The sequence below is a fragment of the Chryseobacterium sp. GTID13 genome, assembly GCF_056172655.1.
In genome coordinates, this window is sequence record NZ_JAOCMB010000007.1 from 267,743 (window position 1) to 287,400 (window position 19,658).

Annotated in this window: 27 protein-coding genes and 1 pseudogene; 8 read left to right on the forward strand and 20 right to left on the reverse strand. The window is 33.9% G+C overall.

The features are described 5' to 3' along the window. Positions 1-645 precede the first annotated feature (645 nt). The 4 genes from N4G44_RS20390 (at position 646) to N4G44_RS20405 (ending at position 2,785) form a co-directional block, all read left to right on the forward strand. Positions 646-1,008 carry a hypothetical protein gene (locus tag N4G44_RS20390; protein ID WP_098972173.1) on the forward strand — a complete coding sequence of 121 codons (363 nt, stop codon included), beginning with the start codon at positions 646-648 and terminating at the stop codon, positions 1,006-1,008. Between the two features lie 150 nt (positions 1,009-1,158). Then, a complete protein-coding gene (locus tag N4G44_RS20395; protein ID WP_474929510.1) occupies positions 1,159-1,848 on the forward strand; it encodes a hypothetical protein in 690 nt (229 codons plus the stop codon). A 151-nt stretch (positions 1,849-1,999) separates the two neighbouring features. Next, positions 2,000-2,296, forward strand: coding sequence for a hypothetical protein (locus N4G44_RS20400; protein ID WP_474929512.1), 297 nt, complete (start codon positions 2,000-2,002; stop codon positions 2,294-2,296). 165 nt (positions 2,297-2,461) lie between these two features. Further along, positions 2,462-2,785, forward strand: coding sequence for a hypothetical protein (locus tag N4G44_RS20405; RefSeq protein WP_474929513.1), 324 nt, complete (start codon positions 2,462-2,464; stop codon positions 2,783-2,785). Between the two features lie 55 nt (positions 2,786-2,840). On the opposite strand, the gene N4G44_RS20410 is transcribed toward N4G44_RS20405, so the two are convergent. Beyond that, the gene (locus N4G44_RS20410; protein WP_474930111.1) at positions 2,841-3,422 is read right to left on the reverse strand and encodes a PDDEXK nuclease domain-containing protein; all 582 of its coding nucleotides are present in this window, start codon (positions 3,420-3,422) and stop codon (positions 2,841-2,843) included. A 24-nt stretch (positions 3,423-3,446) separates the two neighbouring features. Continuing rightward, positions 3,447-3,880, reverse strand: a pseudogene (locus tag N4G44_RS20415) (DUF1016 N-terminal domain-containing protein); the annotation flags it as partial. Between the two features lie 286 nt (positions 3,881-4,166). Between N4G44_RS20415 and N4G44_RS20420 the strand changes: the two are divergent. Together N4G44_RS20420 and N4G44_RS20425 are read left to right on the forward strand one after the other, a co-directional pair. After that, positions 4,167-4,547 (forward strand): phospholipase D-like domain-containing protein, encoded by a 381-nt coding sequence (locus N4G44_RS20420; RefSeq protein WP_474929515.1) that lies wholly within the window; start codon positions 4,167-4,169, stop codon positions 4,545-4,547. Between the two features lie 741 nt (positions 4,548-5,288). Beyond that, positions 5,289-5,762 (forward strand): PH domain-containing protein, encoded by a 474-nt coding sequence (locus N4G44_RS20425; RefSeq protein WP_474929517.1) that lies wholly within the window; start codon positions 5,289-5,291, stop codon positions 5,760-5,762. A 186-nt stretch (positions 5,763-5,948) separates the two neighbouring features. Here N4G44_RS20425 and N4G44_RS20430 read toward each other — a convergent pair whose 3' ends face one another. The 18 genes from N4G44_RS20430 to N4G44_RS20515 all read right to left on the reverse strand — a co-directional run bounded on the left by N4G44_RS20430 (position 5,949) and on the right by N4G44_RS20515 (position 18,939). Next, complete coding sequence (locus N4G44_RS20430; protein WP_474929519.1) at positions 5,949-6,755, reverse strand: PRTRC system ThiF family protein; 807 nt, start codon at positions 6,753-6,755, stop codon at positions 5,949-5,951. Next, a complete protein-coding gene (locus tag N4G44_RS20435; protein WP_474929521.1) occupies positions 6,752-7,465 on the reverse strand; it encodes a PRTRC system protein B in 714 nt (237 codons plus the stop codon). Before N4G44_RS20435 ends, N4G44_RS20430 begins: the two co-directional genes overlap by 4 nt. 27 nt (positions 7,466-7,492) lie before the next feature. Further along, positions 7,493-8,662 (reverse strand): hypothetical protein, encoded by a 1,170-nt coding sequence (locus N4G44_RS20440; RefSeq protein WP_474929523.1) that lies wholly within the window; start codon positions 8,660-8,662, stop codon positions 7,493-7,495. 75 nt (positions 8,663-8,737) lie between these two features. Further along, complete coding sequence (locus tag N4G44_RS20445; protein ID WP_474929525.1) at positions 8,738-8,956, reverse strand: PRTRC system protein C; 219 nt, start codon at positions 8,954-8,956, stop codon at positions 8,738-8,740. A gap of 12 nt (positions 8,957-8,968) precedes the next feature. After that, positions 8,969-9,586: a PRTRC system protein E gene (locus tag N4G44_RS20450; RefSeq protein WP_474929527.1), complete on the reverse strand. Its 618-nt coding sequence runs from the start codon at positions 9,584-9,586 to the stop codon at positions 8,969-8,971. Between the two features lie 11 nt (positions 9,587-9,597). After that, positions 9,598-10,062: a hypothetical protein gene (locus N4G44_RS20455; protein WP_474929529.1), complete on the reverse strand. Its 465-nt coding sequence runs from the start codon at positions 10,060-10,062 to the stop codon at positions 9,598-9,600. Positions 10,063-10,078: 16 nt separating this feature from the next. Continuing rightward, entirely contained in the window at positions 10,079-10,285 is a 207-nt protein-coding gene (locus N4G44_RS20460; protein WP_474929531.1) for a DNA-binding protein, read from the reverse strand. 243 nt (positions 10,286-10,528) lie between these two features. After that, a complete protein-coding gene (locus tag N4G44_RS20465) occupies positions 10,529-10,927 on the reverse strand; it encodes a single-stranded DNA-binding protein (RefSeq protein ID WP_474929534.1) in 399 nt (132 codons plus the stop codon). 835 nt (positions 10,928-11,762) lie between these two features. Next, on the reverse strand, positions 11,763-12,596 hold the full coding sequence (locus N4G44_RS20470) for a toprim domain-containing protein (RefSeq protein ID WP_474929537.1): 834 nt from the start codon (positions 12,594-12,596) through the stop codon (positions 11,763-11,765). Positions 12,597-12,969: 373 nt separating this feature from the next. Beyond that, positions 12,970-14,067, reverse strand: coding sequence for a hypothetical protein (locus tag N4G44_RS20475; RefSeq protein ID WP_474929539.1), 1,098 nt, complete (start codon positions 14,065-14,067; stop codon positions 12,970-12,972). A gap of 65 nt (positions 14,068-14,132) precedes the next feature. Next, the gene (locus N4G44_RS20480; RefSeq protein ID WP_474929541.1) at positions 14,133-14,339 is read right to left on the reverse strand and encodes a hypothetical protein; all 207 of its coding nucleotides are present in this window, start codon (positions 14,337-14,339) and stop codon (positions 14,133-14,135) included. A 57-nt stretch (positions 14,340-14,396) separates the two neighbouring features. Beyond that, the gene (locus N4G44_RS20485; protein WP_474929543.1) at positions 14,397-15,104 is read right to left on the reverse strand and encodes a hypothetical protein; all 708 of its coding nucleotides are present in this window, start codon (positions 15,102-15,104) and stop codon (positions 14,397-14,399) included. A 2-nt stretch (positions 15,105-15,106) separates the two neighbouring features. After that, entirely contained in the window at positions 15,107-15,358 is a 252-nt protein-coding gene (locus N4G44_RS20490) for a DUF3853 family protein (RefSeq protein WP_034870081.1), read from the reverse strand. A gap of 23 nt (positions 15,359-15,381) precedes the next feature. Beyond that, positions 15,382-15,918 carry a hypothetical protein gene (locus N4G44_RS20495; protein ID WP_474929545.1) on the reverse strand — a complete coding sequence of 179 codons (537 nt, stop codon included), beginning with the start codon at positions 15,916-15,918 and terminating at the stop codon, positions 15,382-15,384. A 19-nt stretch (positions 15,919-15,937) separates the two neighbouring features. Continuing rightward, positions 15,938-16,198: a helix-turn-helix domain-containing protein gene (locus N4G44_RS20500; RefSeq protein WP_474929549.1), complete on the reverse strand. Its 261-nt coding sequence runs from the start codon at positions 16,196-16,198 to the stop codon at positions 15,938-15,940. A gap of 164 nt (positions 16,199-16,362) precedes the next feature. Next, positions 16,363-17,094 (reverse strand): RteC domain-containing protein, encoded by a 732-nt coding sequence (locus N4G44_RS20505; protein WP_474929551.1) that lies wholly within the window; start codon positions 17,092-17,094, stop codon positions 16,363-16,365. A 200-nt stretch (positions 17,095-17,294) separates the two neighbouring features. After that, positions 17,295-17,621 carry a helix-turn-helix domain-containing protein gene (locus tag N4G44_RS20510; protein WP_474929553.1) on the reverse strand — a complete coding sequence of 109 codons (327 nt, stop codon included), beginning with the start codon at positions 17,619-17,621 and terminating at the stop codon, positions 17,295-17,297. A 157-nt stretch (positions 17,622-17,778) separates the two neighbouring features. After that, on the reverse strand, positions 17,779-18,939 hold the full coding sequence (locus N4G44_RS20515; protein ID WP_474929555.1) for a hypothetical protein: 1,161 nt from the start codon (positions 18,937-18,939) through the stop codon (positions 17,779-17,781). 303 nt (positions 18,940-19,242) lie between these two features. Here N4G44_RS20515 and N4G44_RS20520 point away from each other — a divergent pair, with 303 nt between their 5' ends. Both N4G44_RS20520 and N4G44_RS20525 read left to right on the forward strand, forming a co-directional pair. Next, positions 19,243-19,470 (forward strand): hypothetical protein, encoded by a 228-nt coding sequence (locus tag N4G44_RS20520; protein WP_474929557.1) that lies wholly within the window; start codon positions 19,243-19,245, stop codon positions 19,468-19,470. Positions 19,471-19,487: 17 nt separating this feature from the next. Next, complete coding sequence (locus N4G44_RS20525; protein WP_474929560.1) at positions 19,488-19,655, forward strand: hypothetical protein; 168 nt, start codon at positions 19,488-19,490, stop codon at positions 19,653-19,655. Positions 19,656-19,658: the final 3 nt, after the last annotated feature.

Below are 19,658 nucleotides of genomic sequence, written 5' to 3' on the forward strand. Positions count from 1 at the left end.
TGCTGTTGAAAGAAAAAATATTACAAATACTGAAGTTGGGAGAATGCACCGACCTGTATCCATTTCACTCAGGGTAGGTAGATGACCTGATACATTTTTACACAGGTTCTGTAATAGGGTGGGTAAAATTAACTCAGGTTAGAATAAAACATGGGTAATTTTTACGCAGGTTGCAGCTTTGACAATTAATATTCAAGATCAGAATATACTAGACACTTTTTTATGCAGGCCTTATAATAAGGTGGGTAAAAATTACTCAGGTTAGGAAAAAACATGGGTAATTATTACGCAGGTTCCAATTTTTGCCTGTGATTATTTAAGATCAGACATGTACCTGGTACTATTTTGTGCTGGCACTACACTAAGGTGGGTAAAATTTACGCAGGTTAAAAGAAAACATGGGTAATTTTTACGCTGCTTCAGCTTTAACAGTAAATTTTTAAGATATAATAATGTATACCTGATACTATTTTGCTCACGTTCTGTAATAAAGTAGGTAAAATTTACTCAGGTTAGAAAAAACAATGGGTAATTTTTACTTAGGTTCACTTCATCAATAAGTATATTTTACCCTAAGTAAGTAATTAATCCCTGCAAGAGAGATATTTTGGAAATTAGTTGTATTTTAGATTAAATAAAAATAGTATGGCTGAATTTACCAACAAATCATTTGAATACACAGATATCGTAGAGGGCATTGAATATAAGATCAAGGTATTGATTGTCTCTGCACCTGATGATATTCAGATCTCTAATGTGGATACTCAAGAGGCAAAGGGATTTATCTTTAACATAGCTGTTAGCACTGAGCCACGCATTTCAAATGACTATTTTGATACAGCAAAACAGTACGTGTACGTATTTGGCAGGGAAGATGAGCATAAATTTGGCTATCTTGAAAACGGTAATCTGGTTGAGACTGCTGAAAATCGCTTTATACAACTACTGACGGTTCATACGCAGGAAATTCTTATGATTGCCGGGAATGAAGGCCACTTCTATTTATAACTGTTTATGTTCTTCACATTTTTTGATGGTATTTTAGAATATTGTTTTAAAAGACTTCGCAAGGCAAATGTTTTACTATCAGTTTTATGTATAAAAGAATTATATGGAGAATGAGTCTCAAAAAAGACAAAACCATAGAGATTATAGCAAATGAAGAAGCAAAAGAAGAATTTTGATTCATTGATCGAACCAATCAACAACTATTTGGAATCATATCACGCTGAACAAAGGATTGCGAATACAGAGGCGCATTATTCAAAAACATTGGATTGTGTTAATGCTCTTGCCCAAATTTTTGAAGAATGTTTATCTTATGGGAATTTTAAAGACGAATGGGATTATGATAAATTCTATGAGTTCCTTTATGGTCCCGAATTAATCATTACGTCAATCAAAACAAATTGTGGTTATAAATTAGGGATTAACGATAAGGGATTATATCTATCAATGAATTTACATTATAGTGAAAACTTGCGTTACATGGATGACAAATACTGGAAGTTGTTATTAGCACTCTCTGATTTTAAGGATTTTGAATATGAAGAATATGAATTTATCAGAGATGAGAGAAGAAATGAATTTCCAGAACTTTTCAAAACAAACAAGAGTATGATTTATAGAATTATGCGTAAATATATATTTGATTTTACTGAAACACATTCAAGCTATCAACCAGGTAGTGTAGGAGAATTTAAAATTATTGCCCCTTTTAATGAAGACTTTAGTCAAAGTGTTATAAAATTTTGTGAAACATTTAAGATCATGTATAAACTGAATTATGATTTATGGAAAATTACCGATCTAAAAAATAAGAAGACAGCAACTAAAGATAGCTATTAAATAGTGATAGATTTAATCCAGCAATTATTGTAAAGCACATTAAACTTAATTTAGTCTTATTACATCTTAGGTGAAGCTATTTACTCTATATGGATTTGTAAATCGACAAATACACTACATAAACTGATTTTGGAATCAAAATATTAATGCAATGGCAGAAAACTATATACAATACGCAAGTGGATTTCAAAAAGACAATATTGATGAAGCAGATATAGTAAAAGCTATATCAGACATTCAGCTAATGGATGACGAGCATGGGGCATTTTGGGTCTCAGTTATAACAGATGATGAAAATGTAATTGAAGTAAGTAAAGACCTGTCACTTTCTGTAATTTTCGGAGGACAAGAAACTAAGTACCATGCTATAGATTGGAAAGAAGTTAAAGAACTTTATAAACTACTGTTGCTTGAAAAATTCGATAAAATAGCCTCGAGAATAAAATAGCGAATGCCTGGTACTAGGTTTACGTCGATGGGCTTGTGTAAAAACTTGAAACTTTGTAGTCCGAAACCAACCCAAATTCAAAACCTTTTGGAAAATTCCAAACCCAATAAAAATTAAATCCATGATTGTACTTCTATGTATTGATTATTTTAGAAAATCCGTAAATTGGAATTACCCATTTCTTCCAAGAATCGGAGAAAAATTATTTACGGCAGATTTCTTCCCCATGAAGAACTTAAAGAACCGGAAGATTATTTGGTTGTCACTGATGTGATTTGGCATAGAGAAAACGGAATCGAAAGAATTGTGTGTAAGTTTACTATTAGATTACCAAAAATAAAGATGAAAAAAAATAAGCTTTATATTTTCGTAATAATAGCAGTAATAATCTTACTTCTGATTTTTATTTTTGAGTATGAAAAAGGAGTAAAAATAGGAACCTGGGGAGTGAATAGATCGATTAACTGGGGATGGAACTTCGGATTTTGATAAAAATTAATCTCACAAAACAATGTGTAAAAGCTATGAGAAGTTTTTTGACCTTTTATTGTTCTTCGTCATTGTTTTTGTCAAGCTGCTCAATATTTTCTTTTACCAGTTGCTCTAATTGGTAAGTGGCAACTCCCAATGGTTTATCCATTCCTCTCATAGCATATTCTACTTTTACATTACTTTTTGATGCACAAAGTAATAATCCGATAGTGGGCTCGTCGGTTGGGGTTTTAAGCTTATCATCTATGGCACTGATGTAAAAATTAAGCTTCGAGATATATTCGGGTAAAAACTCTCCTGCCTTGAGCTCAATAACAACATACGCATGTAATACCGTATGATAAAAAAGTAAATCTATTTTGTAGTCCGTATCATCAACTTCAACCGGATACTGTCTGCCTACAAAGGCAAAACCTTTTCCCAGCTCCAATAAAAAGTCCGTAATTTTATGGGTCAGAAGCTTTTCTATTTCAAGTTCTTTTACTTTTTCAGAAAGCATTAAGAAATCAAAATGATAGGGATCCTTAAAAATACTTTTTGCTAGATCGGATTGATATTCTGGTAGAGTTTGTTCAAAATTATGGATTGCCTTCCCTATTCTTCCATATAAATTACTCTGAATTTGTAGCAGCATCACATTTCGGCTCCATTCATTTTTGACGGTTTCTATGATATAAAAAGCTCTTTCTGCTGTATTCTTCACTTTGGTTAACAGACTGATATGATGATACCATGTAATTTGTGCAAGTGGCACTTGCACAAGTTCACCACCAGATTGTGCAAGTGGCACTTGCACTATTGGAAATTCCGGATATGCTTCTGCAAAAGCACGCATATATTTGAGATTTCTAACAGAAAACCCTTTGCTTTCAGGAAAATTCTTAGCCAAATCTGATGCTAGAAGGTCAATAATTTTACTCCCCAACCATTTTGTTTTTGCTTTTCAATGATAGAATTTCCGATTTCCCAATACAGGGTCAATAATTCTGCATTGACCTTTAAAGCTGTCTGGGTTTGGGTAAACTTTATTTTATTGGCTATAAATGCTGTCCAATCCTGGTAATCTTTATAATAGATAATTTCATTACTCATATAAAAGCATATTTTTATCCTTACAAAGATAACAAAAAGACTCTGGCTGTAAATTGTAACAAAGCAATAAAAGCCTACAAACTACCCGATACAAAGAAAAATTAACAATAAAGAATTGCTATTGATTGATATTTCTTTCTTATCACAATAATTTCTCTATCATTACCAAAATTTATATGACAATTTAAGATTAAAATTTTAACTTTATTAGCCATTTGATATTTACATTTGTATTCTACAGAAATGTTTTATATCTGTATTTATATTAAAATCACAAAACATTAAAATGAATTTTTTAACAGGAAAAGAATTAAACGAAAAAATATATGATACCATTTATAACTCAGAAAAGTATCTCCTAATTCTATCACCATTTATTCAATTAGACCCGTATTTTAAAAATGAGGTCTTCAAAACACATTTAAATAATTCAAATGTTCATATTATCATAGGTTTCGGGAAAAATGAGAATAATGTAAACAAAAGTTTTGGAAAAGAAGATTTTGACTATTTTACACAATTTCCTAATATTACTATAGTTTATATTCCTAATCTGCATGCAAAATATTATGGAAATGAAAATAAGTCTGTGGTTACTTCTATGAATTTAATAGATTACTCTTTTATAAATAATATTGAATTTGGTGTTTATTCCGAAAAAAACTAATATCCATCAACCAGAATTCATTTTTCGAATCTGCTGTCAGTACATGTTTTAATATTGTTGAAGAAGAAGGCTATACGATCTTTGTTAAAAGACCTAAATATGAAAAGAGATCAATATTTGCCAAAAACTATGTAGGTTCAGAGGTAGAGCTAAATTACATCGAAGACTTAATAAAATTCGGTCAGGTATCTAAAAGAAGATTGTCCGATTTTACAAATGAAAAGTATGTAAATATTGCTCTAAAAGACCAAAGGAGATCAAGAGAGGAATATCATGTTGAAAATACCAGTAAACAAAGCAAAATAATCAGCAACAAAGGATATTGTATTAGGTGCAGGACTACCATAAAATTAGATTTGGAAAAACCTTTATGCTGGGATTGTTATAAAACATGGTCAGTATATGAAGATCCTTTTTACAAGGAAAAATTCTGTATTTCGTGTGGGAAAGAAAATAATACAAATTTTAATAAACCTGCCTGCCTTACATGCTTCAAGGAATTAAAGAAAAAATAAAACAAATATAAAATCCGCAGCCTCTTTTAAAAACATAAGGTAATAGCTTTTGAATTGTTTTTAAATGGGGTCGCTCCGTTTTTCGCAAAAATGCGTTTCCAACCAAAAGAAGGAATTGCATTTTTGCCACATGATTTTTCCTTAACTAAATTTCAGGTAATCTTCAATAGTTTTTCATTATTTTTCACTAAATTGGGATAGTTTTATTTTAAGAAAAGCTTTGACCATGAAAGACTTACTTACTGATTTCAAAACTTCAGCCGAATCTGTAAATTATGAAGCCCAAGTTCATTGGATCTCTTATGTTATTCCTGTTTTCTTTATAGTAATCGGTTCTGTGGGGGTTCTCTATTTTCTATTGCTCGGATACAAATTTATGTTGGGGTTTATGGGCATTATTTCCTTGTTCCTTATTTTTCTTTTTATCAAAGGGATCATCGCTGTAATTCGGAATAAGAATACCAAAATCTGCGTTACGGATAATCATCTTTCGTTTACCACTGGGATGTTAGGAAAAACACTTTCCGATCTCTCGTTAAATAAGCTTGAAGGAATGCAATTACACCAAAGCTTTTTAGGTAAAACATTAAATTTCGGAACATTGGTTGTTACTACCGGAGGAATGACTCACTCATATTTCATTGCAAATCCGATGGAGCTAAGGAATGTTTTGCTTCATTCTCAAAAATGGTCCGATTAAAGAATAGTTTATTTAATCTGGAATAATTGCTATAAATCAATCTCGCAACCTTTTTTCAAAAACATACCCTGCTAAAATGTGGCAATGTTTTTAGAAATGGGGTTGCACCACTTTCCGCAAAAATACGTTTCCGACCAAAGGGAGGAAATGCATTTTTGCCGCCCGATTTTTCTCAGGCGACAGAAATTATGCAAGTTTTATCGGTTGGGAATGAAAACTTTTCAAATTAAGAAAAAATCCCCTGTTTTCTGTCAATCCGTTACGAAATAAGCTCCATAATAGAGAGCTCCCCATCTGTGCCAATGCTGAATTGATAAACAAATCCTGCTTCTCCAGTGCTTCTGTCAGTGAACAGCTAGGCGTATCGTCGAACTCTTCGGATTGTTTTAGCAAATCTCCAAATTCATCAGTGATTAAAGGTAAATGATCCACCGTATCATATTTCTCAGAATTGGGTTGTTTTATTGTTCCTATGGTAGCTAATATTGCCTGTGCTGTATGTTGATTATTGCCATAGTCTAACCAATAAAGGGGACGGTCAGCATAATATCTGCCATTATTCAGACTTTTTAATATATCAGCAATTTCAAATCTTGCACTCACACTGTCAACACATGATATATAAATATTTGAAAGAATATTTTTAGAAAATTTTTCTGATTCACTCTTTTTAAATTTTTGTGTTTCTGCTTTCCAATTCGTTCCCATCCAACGGTTAGCACGGTTGATTAATGCAACGGACTTGTATAATCCTATTTCCGATTCTGCAAAACGTTGCCTCCCTAAATTTGCTTCGGTAATGAGATCATCATCCCACAACCGCACTTGTAGCCCTGCATGTCCCAATTGAATCAGGCTGTGATTCATTTCCATTAATGCTGTCAATACTTTTGAGCCTGTTCCCCCTGCACCGATTAGGTTGATGGTGACAGGGTTGGTCGGATTAATCAGGTAATTGTCCGTAAAATGGACATTTGTTTTTTCGCTTGTCATGGCAGTATATTTTTAAGGGTTTTATTGGTCTTTTTTAATATTTCTTTTGGAAAGATTTTGTCTGTATTAACGAGTTCTTTCCAAAGGTTTACACAGTTGCTATTGGTAGGATTATGGTTTAAATGGCTGAACCTGCTGTTAAAAAAATAACTTTCCCAAGCTTGTATAAATTCTTCAACCGACGCTGAATTTTTAATATCTACATTGACTGTTCCCATACAGACACTTCCATTTTCATACACATTAAAAAAAGGAGCATGAAATAAAACTGTTTTTTCTGTGGGTCTTTTGTCTGAAGTGAGAGCAAATACGGTAAGATGCTGTTTTGAAGCCATCCACAGCATAGGTGGAGTATGTGCTACACCATTAGGAATTTCAAGGGATTCGGTAAAGAATAGTTTTACTTTTTTGGCTTTGGTATACCATATCACTGAACCCTTTTCGGTAGGATTGATATATAGAACATGGGTGGGCAGAATACTTTCAGGTTTTAAAAATGCTTTGCTTTTTTCTTTTTCCGTATTAAGCGATTTTGCCAATATTTTAGCTTCCCTTTCACTCAGAGGGTGAGCATTAATGGGATTTCCGTATTTATCCATATCGAAATGCTCCACATAGGTGTCCCCATTATCATCTTCGCTAGCCTGATAAATGATGAGTGCTGAAACAGGATGGTATAATGTTCCTAAATGATGGGTTATATCTTTCATGATGTTATATTTAAATGGTATTATAGCTTAAATGCTGTTCAGAATATCAATTAATCTTTCTATCAGGGGAAAAATGCAGTTTTCAAAATCAAGGCTGTCATTGCTTACATTTTCTCCGTCAAATTTCTTTTCAATAGATGGTTCTTCCACTTCCATACATTCCTGAAATTCAGCATTAACAGAATCAAATAAAGTCTGAAACAACACCCCTTTATCATCTGCACAGAATGAAACATATTTTTCCATTGTGATGGTTCTTTCATGATAATCCTCGTCGTAGTCGTCATTATTTGTATTTCTTTCCTTCCTCTGAATATTTCGGTAAATAGTAGCATCAGGAAACATTTCGTAAAGAGCAAGGGTATCACAGGCTAAAAGGAGACAATCGGTTTCAAATGAATCTCTATTTTCAAAACGGTTGATCCTCTCTTTAAATAAGATTAAATTCTGTGGATTGTATATTTTTTGTTCCATATAGTCACCAATCCATTCACTTTGTTTTATTTCACGTAAATATTCAGGGGTATCTTCGGTTTCATCATCAATGAGCCACTCCGAAACCATTTCATACATCCAACACAGGTAGCTTTCCTGCTGTCTGTAATAGGGAACACCTGCTATGTGACACAAATATGAGCAAACGGACTGTACGAGCTGTGTAGCCTTTTGATAATCGGGATTTTTAGATAATTGGTACAGTGGAACGATTGGAATATAATATAAAGTAGCCCCCGTATTATATCTTTCTTCACTCAACAAATAGGTTTTCTTATTATCCTGTACCAAACGGATTTTCTCCCAATTCTTCACCTTACTTTTTAACTGCTTTTTGAGATCTTCTAACGCAAAAGCAATATTGTAGGGAAAACCTAAATGTTTTGACGGTGCAGGTGTGATTTCGTAATGTTCAGCCAATTGGGAAAGGGAATGATAAAAGTCCCTTTCCATTTTGCCTGTTTTCTTTCCATCCTGTATGGATGGTGTGTCTTTTAGCTTAGGTAGAAACGAGCATTTTAGAAAAGCATGGGTAGCATGGCTATCGGTACTGCTTTCATTTTGTCTTTCTGTATTTCTCCTGCATCCTTTGGTCTTTGCATCCAGTGGGCGAACTCGCCCAACTGTTTGTGCAGTTGCTTTTGTTTTTGCTGTTCGGGAAGCTGTATTTTTCCCGATATGATTTTTCGTTGCATTCATCATAATTTAGTGATTGATATTTCGTAAATAATGGTTGGATTTGAAGCAGATTACTAAAAATCCAACCATAATAATGTATCAGCCTTTCGTACCCATTACACTTTCAAAACGGTATTCTACCGTGTCATTCCTGATTTGTGGTACGGATACTTTTGCAGTTGTTAGGATGGGATATGTATTGGCGTAAAAATTCATGACGGCTTCAACACTCCATTTGGGTTCTGGGTCTGTTAATCGGATTTCCTGTCCGTTATCTCTCAGGATAAAAACTCTTTCTAATTGGGTGGCGAGTAGCATATTTGTTGATTTTTAAAGTTGAAAATTTTGTTCCTGTTGTTCTTGTTCCTCTTCATATTCTTGCTCATGTTCTTGTTCCTCCCCCTGCTTTTGTTCGGTATTTTCTACATTTTCGGTGTTGAAAAGGCTTGGGGCAAAGTGTCTTTCGTATTCATTCTGCTTTTTGCGGATAGCTTCTGCATATTCAGGGTATTCCGAAACTTTCGGTAAAGCTGACCATGCACCTTTATAGTTGCCTTCTTTTTCGAGTTCTTCGGCTTTCTCAAAAGCATCTTTGTATTTTTTCTCTTTAGCTTCCTTTTCTTTTTTCTCCTTATCGGATTTTTCTTTCTCTATTGCGGATTGCTTTTTGGCTTCTTCTAATTGCTTCATAAAGCTTTCCATATTGACCATCAGTCCCGAAGCGGTTTGTAATGGGGCTTTAATGTGTTCAAAAAATCCGGCATCAAGCTCGTCTGCCGTTCCTTTAAGGTTAAGGGGAGGAATGATATTTTTTGCTTTATCTCCACATCCATCATTTTGTACTAATATGGAAGCCACTATTTGACTTTCGTTGGCTTTGGTAATGGTTAGAATCAGCTTACTGTTAATATCCATTTTGGTTATCAGATTGAAAAAATTCGTTTGCATAATTTGTTGGGTTATGGATTAATTACTAAATGAGTATTGAAGTCTATAAGTTCCCATAATGAAAACTCCACCGTCCTGAATTCTTCTTCCGTATGCTTTCCATAGGCTTTATAAATAGCATTTCCATCCTTAGATATCTGCATCTGGTAATGACACAGACTGTTTTTAGGTTGTTTCAGTTCTTTTAAATCCTCTTTCTCTAATTCAATGAAAACTCTGTTTCTCTCAGAGAGCCACTCTTCAACCACAGGATAATATACTTTCGAAAATCGAAAGAACTCCACATGGGTGTCGAAATAGTTTAGAGACTTTATATCTTCATCAGTTTCAATGATTTTTATAACTTCAAGGCGTTTCTTTTGGGTTTTTTTCCACTCCCTTGTAATGTTGATAATGGCAAAGTCGCAAGCATCCCATTCACTGCTGGTTTTTGCTTTTACAAGTAAATATTCCGTTGGTATATCAGATCGTTTCATTTTTTCTTTTTTTATTTTATGAATTATTCTTTACAGAGGTAAAAACCCCATTAATGTAGTAGCCGATAAGCTTTTCCCAAAGCCGTATTAAGCCATTGGTATCTACATAATATTTTTCCGCCCGACTGCAATAAATGATGTATACAGGGACATCTGCGTACTCTTTATTATAGCTATATGCTTTTGCCAGTTTTTGGGCTTCGGTTTTTGATTTTGTTTTCATAGTCAGGATTTTTCATAAATATATGTTCCACTTGTTTTGAGAGGGTCTGCACCCTCAGTCAATCGGATTTCCATATTAAATTTCAATGACAAGCTTCTTGCATAGTGTATCGCTGTTGTCCTGTCACAATGGATTTTGAAGTATATGGCTACCTGCTCCCATTCTGTTCGGTCATTTCGGGATTTCATCTGAAAATTATATTGTGATTCCATACGTTTTTTTAAGGTAATCTTGGGTTAATTATTAAAATGGTAAATCATCATCTGTGTCCCCTGCAAAAGGATTGTTTGATTCTTGCGTTGCATTTTGCTTCGGTTCACTTTCAACATTTCTTCCACCTCCATAAACCTGAATGTATGAAGTATGAAAATTCAATCCCGAACGGATTTCGCCGTCTTTACCTATCCATGCGCTTGAGCTTGCCCTGCCTGTTAATTCTACCACCGTTCCTTTGATAAGAATTTTGGCAACATTCGGGCTTATCCAATACGAACAATTGTAATAGGTGGTCAGCTCCCTGCGCTCTCCCTGCTTGGTCTTGTAGCTGTCATTGATAGCTACTGAAAAATTCACGACCTGTCTGTCGTTTTTCAATGTGTTGATTTCTGCGTTTTTGGTAATTCTACCGACAATTGTGTTCATAATATTTTGTTTTAATTGTTAATCATTACTTTTTTCCAGTTGTAAAACTTCGAGTGATTTGATTCGGTATCGAGGACACTCGGCTTCTTTCTTTTAACCTTTTCCAATGGGAAAAGCATTATTTATTTTTTTTGTTTGATTATTCTTATGTTAAAGAGCGACTGTTTGATTCGTATAACTGAGGTTCCGACTTTTTCTTTGCTAAATGACCATAGTACAGGATCAGGCACTTAAAACCTGAATGGAAAAATGAAATGAAGGCTCCGAAATCTTTTTGTCCGAAGGATTCAGGAGTGTCTGGAAAAATTGTTGGAGCGGAGTGGAGAGAATTTTTGTAGAAACCCAAAAAGATTTTTTTGAGTGAATGACCTGTACTACATTTGCTACAGTAAAAAGTGAAAAACCACAGTTATATATATGAATTGAATGGGTGATATTTAACCCTAGAATGATCTAAAACAATAATGAATAATTGGATTTTTCCTTGTGTTGATGTGATTTTGAAGTTTATTTTCTTAAGACCGTCATCAACATTCAAGACCGGAATTCTAAAAATTAATGGTTTTTATTGAAGGTTTTATATTTTTGTTAGTTGAAGAAGCTGAAAAAATCAGTTATATAAATCTGAATAATAAAGCACTTGTGGTAGCCAATAAAATGAGGTTACATAAATTACTTGATACTAAAAACATCTTTATAACCTTCACAATCAGCAAAAAAGCCTCCTCATAAAGGAGACTCAAAAAATGATGATTGTTGGAAAAGTTTTCATTTCAAATATAATGATTCTAAATAAACTCACTTACAAAAATGACCATTCAGAACCAGTTACTCATTATATACTTTGGCAAAACCACTCATTAAGATCCTTAAAATCTCGATAAATTAGAGAACAGTCCTCTACATGTTTATATTTCGTTAATATTTTGTTTTTAGTGATATCTCCATTAGAATCATTATCAAGAAACAGGTAAATTTTATCGTATTCACCAAGTGTTTTTATTGCTTTGAAAAGCATTACCGTAGAATTGAGAATCAGATAATCAGAATTTTTAGCTTTATCTATATTTTTGAAAGTCAAATAATCTAAAAACCCCTCAAATACCGTGATTTCTTTATTGTTTTGTTCGTCCTGAATCAAAGTCACATCCTTTTTTCCTAAACAGATTTTTGAATATGGATTGCGGATTTCAAAACCACCTGAATTATTTTCAAAGCCAATTCCGAAATAATTTTTCCCGTTTAATTCGTAATGCAGTTCTTTAACCAGATCTATCTGCTGATAAACTTTCCTTAATTTCAGGTATTGAATTAAAACCGGATGCCCGATTCTTTTTACTTCCAATATCCTGTAATGAGGCCCTGTTGTAACCTCTTCCTTTTGTTTTTGATCCTGTATTGAAAAATCAAATTTTCCAAGGTATTTCAAAGCTTCCGAAACAGAACATTTGTTCACCTTCTGAACAATGGAAATGATATCATAACTCTTTCCTGTTCCAAAATCAAATGCTTTATTTTTAATAAAATCGACAGAAAGACTAGGAATCTTTTCGTCCCTGTCAAGCGCAAAATAAAAGGCAGTTTTCCCGTTTTCTTTCACAGGAAAAAGATTGAAGGATTCTAAAACCGTCCGGATTCCGACTTTCTGTTTGATTTTTTCGCAATTCATTTTTTTCTTTTTAAAGCAATTTTTTACCCGGGATTTCCCTTTTAATAAAAAAAGACTTTTATTATCTTTTAAATAAACTTTTAATAGTTCTCGGTATCTGCCTGTCGTAAAGCGTTTGCAATGATTTTCAAATGAGCGCAATTCCGAAAAGAGGCCCTTTACCGCATGAGCGCAAATCCGAATTGAACTATGTTTTCTTCATTTCTTTTTAGCGTATCTGTCATTTTCACTGGCTTTACAATATCGGAATGAGTGCAATTCCGAAATCAGCTTCATAAAATTCTAAATTTTAACATTTTCTTAACTTCAGCGAGTGCAATTCCGAATTCCGAATGAGTACAAATCCGAAATACGGATGAGCGCTATTCCGAAATCACAGAATAACAGGATAACCGTTAGGCAGTATTTCCCCCATTTTTGTCTCTCTGTAGAATTGTACAATAAGTTCCTGTATCTTGCTTAAAAAAGCCGTTCCCTGATAATTCGTGGATTTTATTCCTTCCAGCCTGTTCATCCTTATAAATTCGCCAAAAGCCTTTTCTATCAGTTGACGGGTTTGCGGAATAGTTTTGTATTGGTAGGAAAACTGGAGCATTTCCCGTTGTCCCAGGCCATACCTTTTCTGAAAATAATAGAGCCTCTTTGCAATTTTTGATTTCTCTGCTGTATGCTCCGACATATCGGTACCGCTTACCATTTTATTGTAAAAAGGATGAATGAAAATAAAATCACCTTTGTAATGATAATTGAATGAAAGGGTATTGTATCTGTTGAAATTTATTTTTGCAGTTTTGAGAAACTTGAAGCAAAAATCATTCGCGGTTTTATAATTCAGTCCAAACTTTTTGTTCAGTGATGAAAGTTTCATCATGGTTCCACCTTCGGGAAGTTTTGAAAGCCAGATGGCAAAAATAATGTGCTTGTTGTTTCTGATATTATATACCAGATTATACAGGATGTAGTTATATTCGGGAATAATCATCAGCTTTTTCAGCCAGTAGCTGCTGATCAGAAAGCTGGTATAACCACGTTGGTCGTAACTCGGGGTGGAAATAAGCCCTCCGAATGTTTTAATCTCTCTTCCTTTTGAATTTACGGATTTATACCAGCCCATTTTGAACCGGGCAAGAAACTCATACGCTTCCGCAACCTGTTTGGTTGAGCCACTCGGAGAGATTTTATTGTTCCTGATTTTAATAGATGCAAAAATGTTATTTTTGGTTTCAAATTCTTCATCAAATAAAGAGAGCTGCTTCGGACGGTCTTCAGGCCGGAACTGCTCACTGCTGATAATCGAGATAATATTAAAAATAACACGTAGTACATTGATCGGAATATCAGCAGTTTCTTGATCTTCAAAAATAAAATCGTCCACAAAATGATTGCCCAGACGTATTCTTTCGGGAATTCTCTCATCTTTATCTTCAAATATCCTCCTGACAAGCCTTACATCTTTTTCCGGAATAACCATAATTTATATTTTTAGCCTGCTTTAATTTTGATCTTTAACAGAACTTTGTTCAGATTGAAAGACCTTTATAGAAATTTAATTTTCTCACTTTTTAATGTTTTTGAGCCCTCATTAAGGTTATAATACAGGTACTCCCCTGTTTCATCTATTCTGAAAACTCTTTTCTCCACTTTCCCGAAATTGGGTATTCTAACTTTTTGAATTCCCTGATACTCGGCAATAATTCTATTGAGATTTACTTTCTGTCCAGGTTTTATATCTGATAGTTTCATTTTTACAGTTTTAAAATTTTAAATAGATAAACACCAATACTTATGTTCTTTAAAGGATCATTTTGGAGGTTTAATAGTAGGGATTGCATCTAAAGACAGGAGTCCGTTATCTGTCCCGTTTTTTATATAGGGCAAAAGATTTTTCAATGAGGATTTCCAGCTGGTTATGGGTTTCCCCAAATTATTACACCAGTTACTATTTACCCATAAAGCGTACCTCTCCTTAATAGCGGAATGCATAAATTCTTCATAGCCGCTCAGCGTTTTAGCATAGTCTATAAATTCTTCCAAAGAAGGGATGTTGGCTATTATTTTAAAAGGCTCAGGCTCCCTATTATCAAAGGATGCCATCTCTTTCTGTTCCGTAATTTCGATAGTACTGACGGATAAATCAACCACAGGCAAATTTTCATTTTCTTTAGCGATCGCTACTGGGGGATTACGTTTGATTTTTGCCTTTTGGTCTTCTTTATCCTTTTGGATTGATAAAGGATAATCTGGAACTATTCTGTAAGAACAGGAGTACCCATTTTTACTTTCGTACCGGACCAGCCCTGAGTTCCGCAGCGCTTCTCTTGCAGATTTTACCGTTTTTCTTGTTAGTCCTAGTGTATTACCAATCGCTACGTCGGAAACAGTAACATCGTATCCGTTATTATCATTTGCCAATTTCAGCAAATACAGGTATATTGCAACAGCAGTGGTACCCAATTGCGCTTTTGGGCCAGATTCCCAAAATTTTTGTATAAGCTCCTGATAATACATCGTTATTTCCGGCCAAAAATTTCCAGTACTTTTTGCTTATCAATGATGATAATTTTCCCCTTTTGGATAATGGCTTCATCCAGCATTCCGGAGGATTTTATTTCCGAAGCTTTTGAAACGGAACATCCCAGAACTTTTGCTAATCCTTTGAGCCCGTATTCATGCCTGTTTTCCGAATTGAGGTTTTTAATAATTTCCAAAAATTCCTCGACCGTCAGCTTCCAAAGGGGTGTTTGCGGATCTATCTTTTTCATTTACTTTCTTTTATTAATTTTAGCTACCTATTTTTTTCCTTAGAAATCCAATTCCTTGCAGCAGCCTGCCAGCTGTTCATTAATTTCCTGTCACTTAATTTCCAATTCTGAGAATCATAAAAGGAATAAAACTCATGTGCCTGAGCAGAAGGTAGATCACGTTCATTAAAATATAATTCTACTTCATAAAGCTTAGGTGCAGAAAACACGCTTACCTTTTGTATGGTTAATTCTTGCTCCCAGAATGTTTTGTTTATTAATGATTCAGGCTGATCAAAATCTACAATCTCAATTAAGCTTCCTTTATAAGGGTCGTAACTGGGGAAATACATAATAAATCCAGCCAAATGTAATTCTCTGATACACCTGTGATAGGTTCCTAAAGATTTTACCTTACCCAATTGCATAACTTCTGCGCGAGAAATGCGAAAAGGGCTCTGAAACCTGTTCATGCTCCAAAGCTGAAAAAGAGCAACATATATACTGATATGAGAAGGATACATCCGGCTATCTTTAATGACATGCCCGAAAAAACTAATGATATCTTTAGTCTGATTCATGATTTTTTGTTTTCTGTGACTATTTAGAATCCGTAAGCAATTTCTCAATGTCCTTGTAATTATAATACAGAATCCCCCCTATCTTCGTATAAGAAAGGGTTCCGTTAATCCTCAAATTCTGTAAGGTTCCCGAAGAAATATTCAGAAGTTTTTTGACCTCGGATGTACGAAGCCATAATTTTTGTTCTGTCGTTCTTACCTGAAGCAGGCTTTTAATATCTTCCAGTAATTCAATCTTAAATTGCTGAAGGTCTTCTTTGGTGATAATGGATATTGCCATGATTTCAAAAATTGTTTTATTTGACAAATTTTCGGAATCAGGCGGGATTTCTTTCGGTAGGTCTTCGGTACTACCGAAAGATTTTTATATACCCCTTATCAATAAAGGAATTGTGGGAAAAGCACTAATAATTTGATTTATCGTGTACAAACAGGGAAAAATGCCTATTGATCACCATCCTGGAATGATTGATTCAAATGATCACTGAGCAGCTGAAGGAATTTAGTCGGGTTGGTTTTCCTGCTTTTTATCTCATGAAGTGTCTTATAAAAGTTTCCCAGGTTAATATTGAGTGACTTTTCAGTAAATTTAATAATCTCGCTAAACTCAATATTGCCACCATTAAATGAACGGGTATTGTGGAGCGCATACAAAAGTTCCACCAAAGCAGATTTTGAAGCCGACCATTGGAGCGGGGATTTATCGGTTATTTTTTCGTATACATACACGTTAATTTCTGCAATAGATTTCAAAAGGAATTTTTCCAATCGGTCATTGGCAATAATTTGGGAAATAAGGTGGTCATGTGAAGTAGCAAATTTTTCATCATAATCATAAAGACCGGATTCTATTTTCGTTTTCAGATCAAACTGATTCCGGACGAAATATTTTTGATCAAGATAGGTGGCTCTACGCCTATAGTACTCATAAAAATCGATGTGGTTTTCATAAAAATTTTTCAATGCTTCCAATTCGCATTCAAAATATTCTTTCAGGCTTAACTCTCCTGCATTTGGTTTGGCTGCCTCAATTGATAAAAGCTTTGAAAAATAAATAAACTGCGAAATGAAAACGGGCTTGATTTCCTTGAAGAAATAAACTTCGTCTGCAACAGTTGAAAACTGATATAAACTTACCTCCTGCTTAATGATTCTTATTACAGAATCAATTTCCATCAATGATCTCTCATATAAATCAATAGGAATATTTTTTTGATCAAAACTAATCTGTTGAAGCTTTTTCCCTAAACTAGTCTCTAATCGCTTACACTTTTTAAAAAACGAATTGGCATGCATATTTTAAATAATAAGTATGAATTTTAAAGAATTATAACAAACGCTTAATGGTAAATTACACAGCATGAAACCCAATAAAATTATGAATCACCAAACTCATCATTGATTTTTTGAATAAATTCTGAAGGAGTTAAAGCAGTTAATTCTATAAAAAATTTAGAAAATTTGGGTCTGTTGGCAAATCCGCATTCATCAGCTATCGTATCAACAGAATACTTCCTCCATTGCGCATTGGTTCTTAGCATTTCCTTAACATACTCAATCCTCAAGTTATTGAGATATGTATTATAATTAGTTCCTTTATATTCATTAATAACCGCCGATAAATAAGCAGTATTCGTTTTTAGCCTTTTCGCAAGCTCATTTTGGGTAAGCCCTTTTTCTAAATAAAATTTGTTTTGTTCCATTATTTTGAGCTTATTCAATATTTCATCTGCCAGGTTCTCAGGCAGCTTAGATAGTTTGGTCGAAACCGTATCTTTATGGTTCTCTTCTCCTAAAGTCTGATCACCGGCAATCTGGTACTTTTTAACCCTTTTTTCACCTTGAAATATCTTACAGAAATTAAAAGCAAAGCTCCGAAAGAAATCCCGGCCACAATATATCCGTAAAATGATGAGGATTCCAGTCTTTTTTGGATGAAAGCAAGTCATTGGTATCATATTCTTTAATGATTTTTCCTGAAAGGTATTTAAAATCATTATGCATCACCCGGTCAAACTGCAATAATTGTTTGGTATAATACAATTCTTTCTTATTATCATTTTTGTCTTTGTAATGTGTGATAAGCAGCTCAAACACCTCTCTTACCGAAGGATGGGCAAAATTTCGCTTCAGGAAAATACTATCTACTTTTTCTAAATAATTAATACCCTCATTTTCTTTGCGGCTTCTTAATAGAATTTTACCTTTTAAATAATAGATCAGCGATGTATTAGTAAAATCACTTTTCTTTTCAATCCCTGCTAAAGCGATGTTAAAGTCATATAAAGCTTCTTTGTCATTTTCCCTTAGATAAGCTAAAATCCCGCTGAGCTTATAAAAATAGCTTCTTTCTATATAAAAATTTTTATCTCCGGCTGAAGCTTGTAATCCTTCATTAATGAGCTGGGAAACTTCTTTTATTTTTTTCAGATAAAACAGGCAAATAGCCATCTGGTGAAGGCTGTTCAGATAGCCTTTTTTCATGTTATACTGAAGGTTAGGAAAATCCGGAGGAACATTTGTATCCCTATAATAGGAACGGCATTTTGAAAAAAGTGTAAAAGCCTCTTCATAATATCCAAGATAACTTTTGACAACTCCTATATGATACATATTTTTATGATACAGATAGGGATCCTTACTTTTGCTTAAGTATTGCCAAGCCCTCAGATACTCATCAAGAGCCTTCTGATACTTTCTGTAGGTAAAATAGTAAACACTTCCTTTTGTTAGGTAGGAATTTCCAATAAGATCAGGGTCACTTGCTTGGGATGCCGCCCATACAGCACTATCTGCATATTCTATTTTTTTATTTCTTGAAAAGCTGACAGCGTCCCGATACGCTTGGGTTAGCTCCTTATAATTTTTAAATACTTTCGCTTCTTTAATATATGCATTGACAAACTCAAGAGCACGTTCATCGTTTTCTTCAAAATTATCATAACGTACCCTGTAATCAGAATATTTCTGACCATTAACTAAAAAGCAAAAGAACACGAAAAAACAGAATATTATTTTCAAAATAAAAACAATTTAACAATATAATGTCAATGATATTATAAATATCATTCAAAATTAAGCAAAATGAATCAAGCAAAAAATTATTTCTTCACTTTAGGAATTACACTTAACAAATTCAATAAAAACATCTGATTTACAATTAATTATATTATTACTACATATGGAGCCTATTTATAAATAGGCTCCTAAAAATTTATAAATGGGCTCCATCAACCTTTTTTTCGAAAAATTCATGCTCTAAATTCGCTTTCAGAATTCTAAAAAACTACCGGCCGGGATTGTTAATTATTTAATCCCAAAATCATGAAAACCAAAATATTAATACTGCATATTATTGCAGGAATTTTACTTTCAATTGTTATTTTATCCTGTCGCGAAGAAAGCCTACCGCATATTCCGTATCCGGATGTACCTATCATTACGACTGAAAGAATCGTCTTAAAATCAGACAGTGCTCAACTTGAAAAAGAATCGGAAATCGGTGAAACCGACCCTCCAAAAGATCGGGATAACTGGAAAATCAGTAAGTAACCAAACTTTGAACCAATATGGAAACTCAGCCGCTACTCATCATTGAATCGGGAACAGCCTGTCCCGTTAGTGGAATATGGAAAATCACAGGGACTTTCACTACGACTATCACGGTAAACGAAAAATCTGCTATGCCTACCTATTGTGGTGTAAAAGTATTCTGGACATTATTATACCATTGTTAAAAT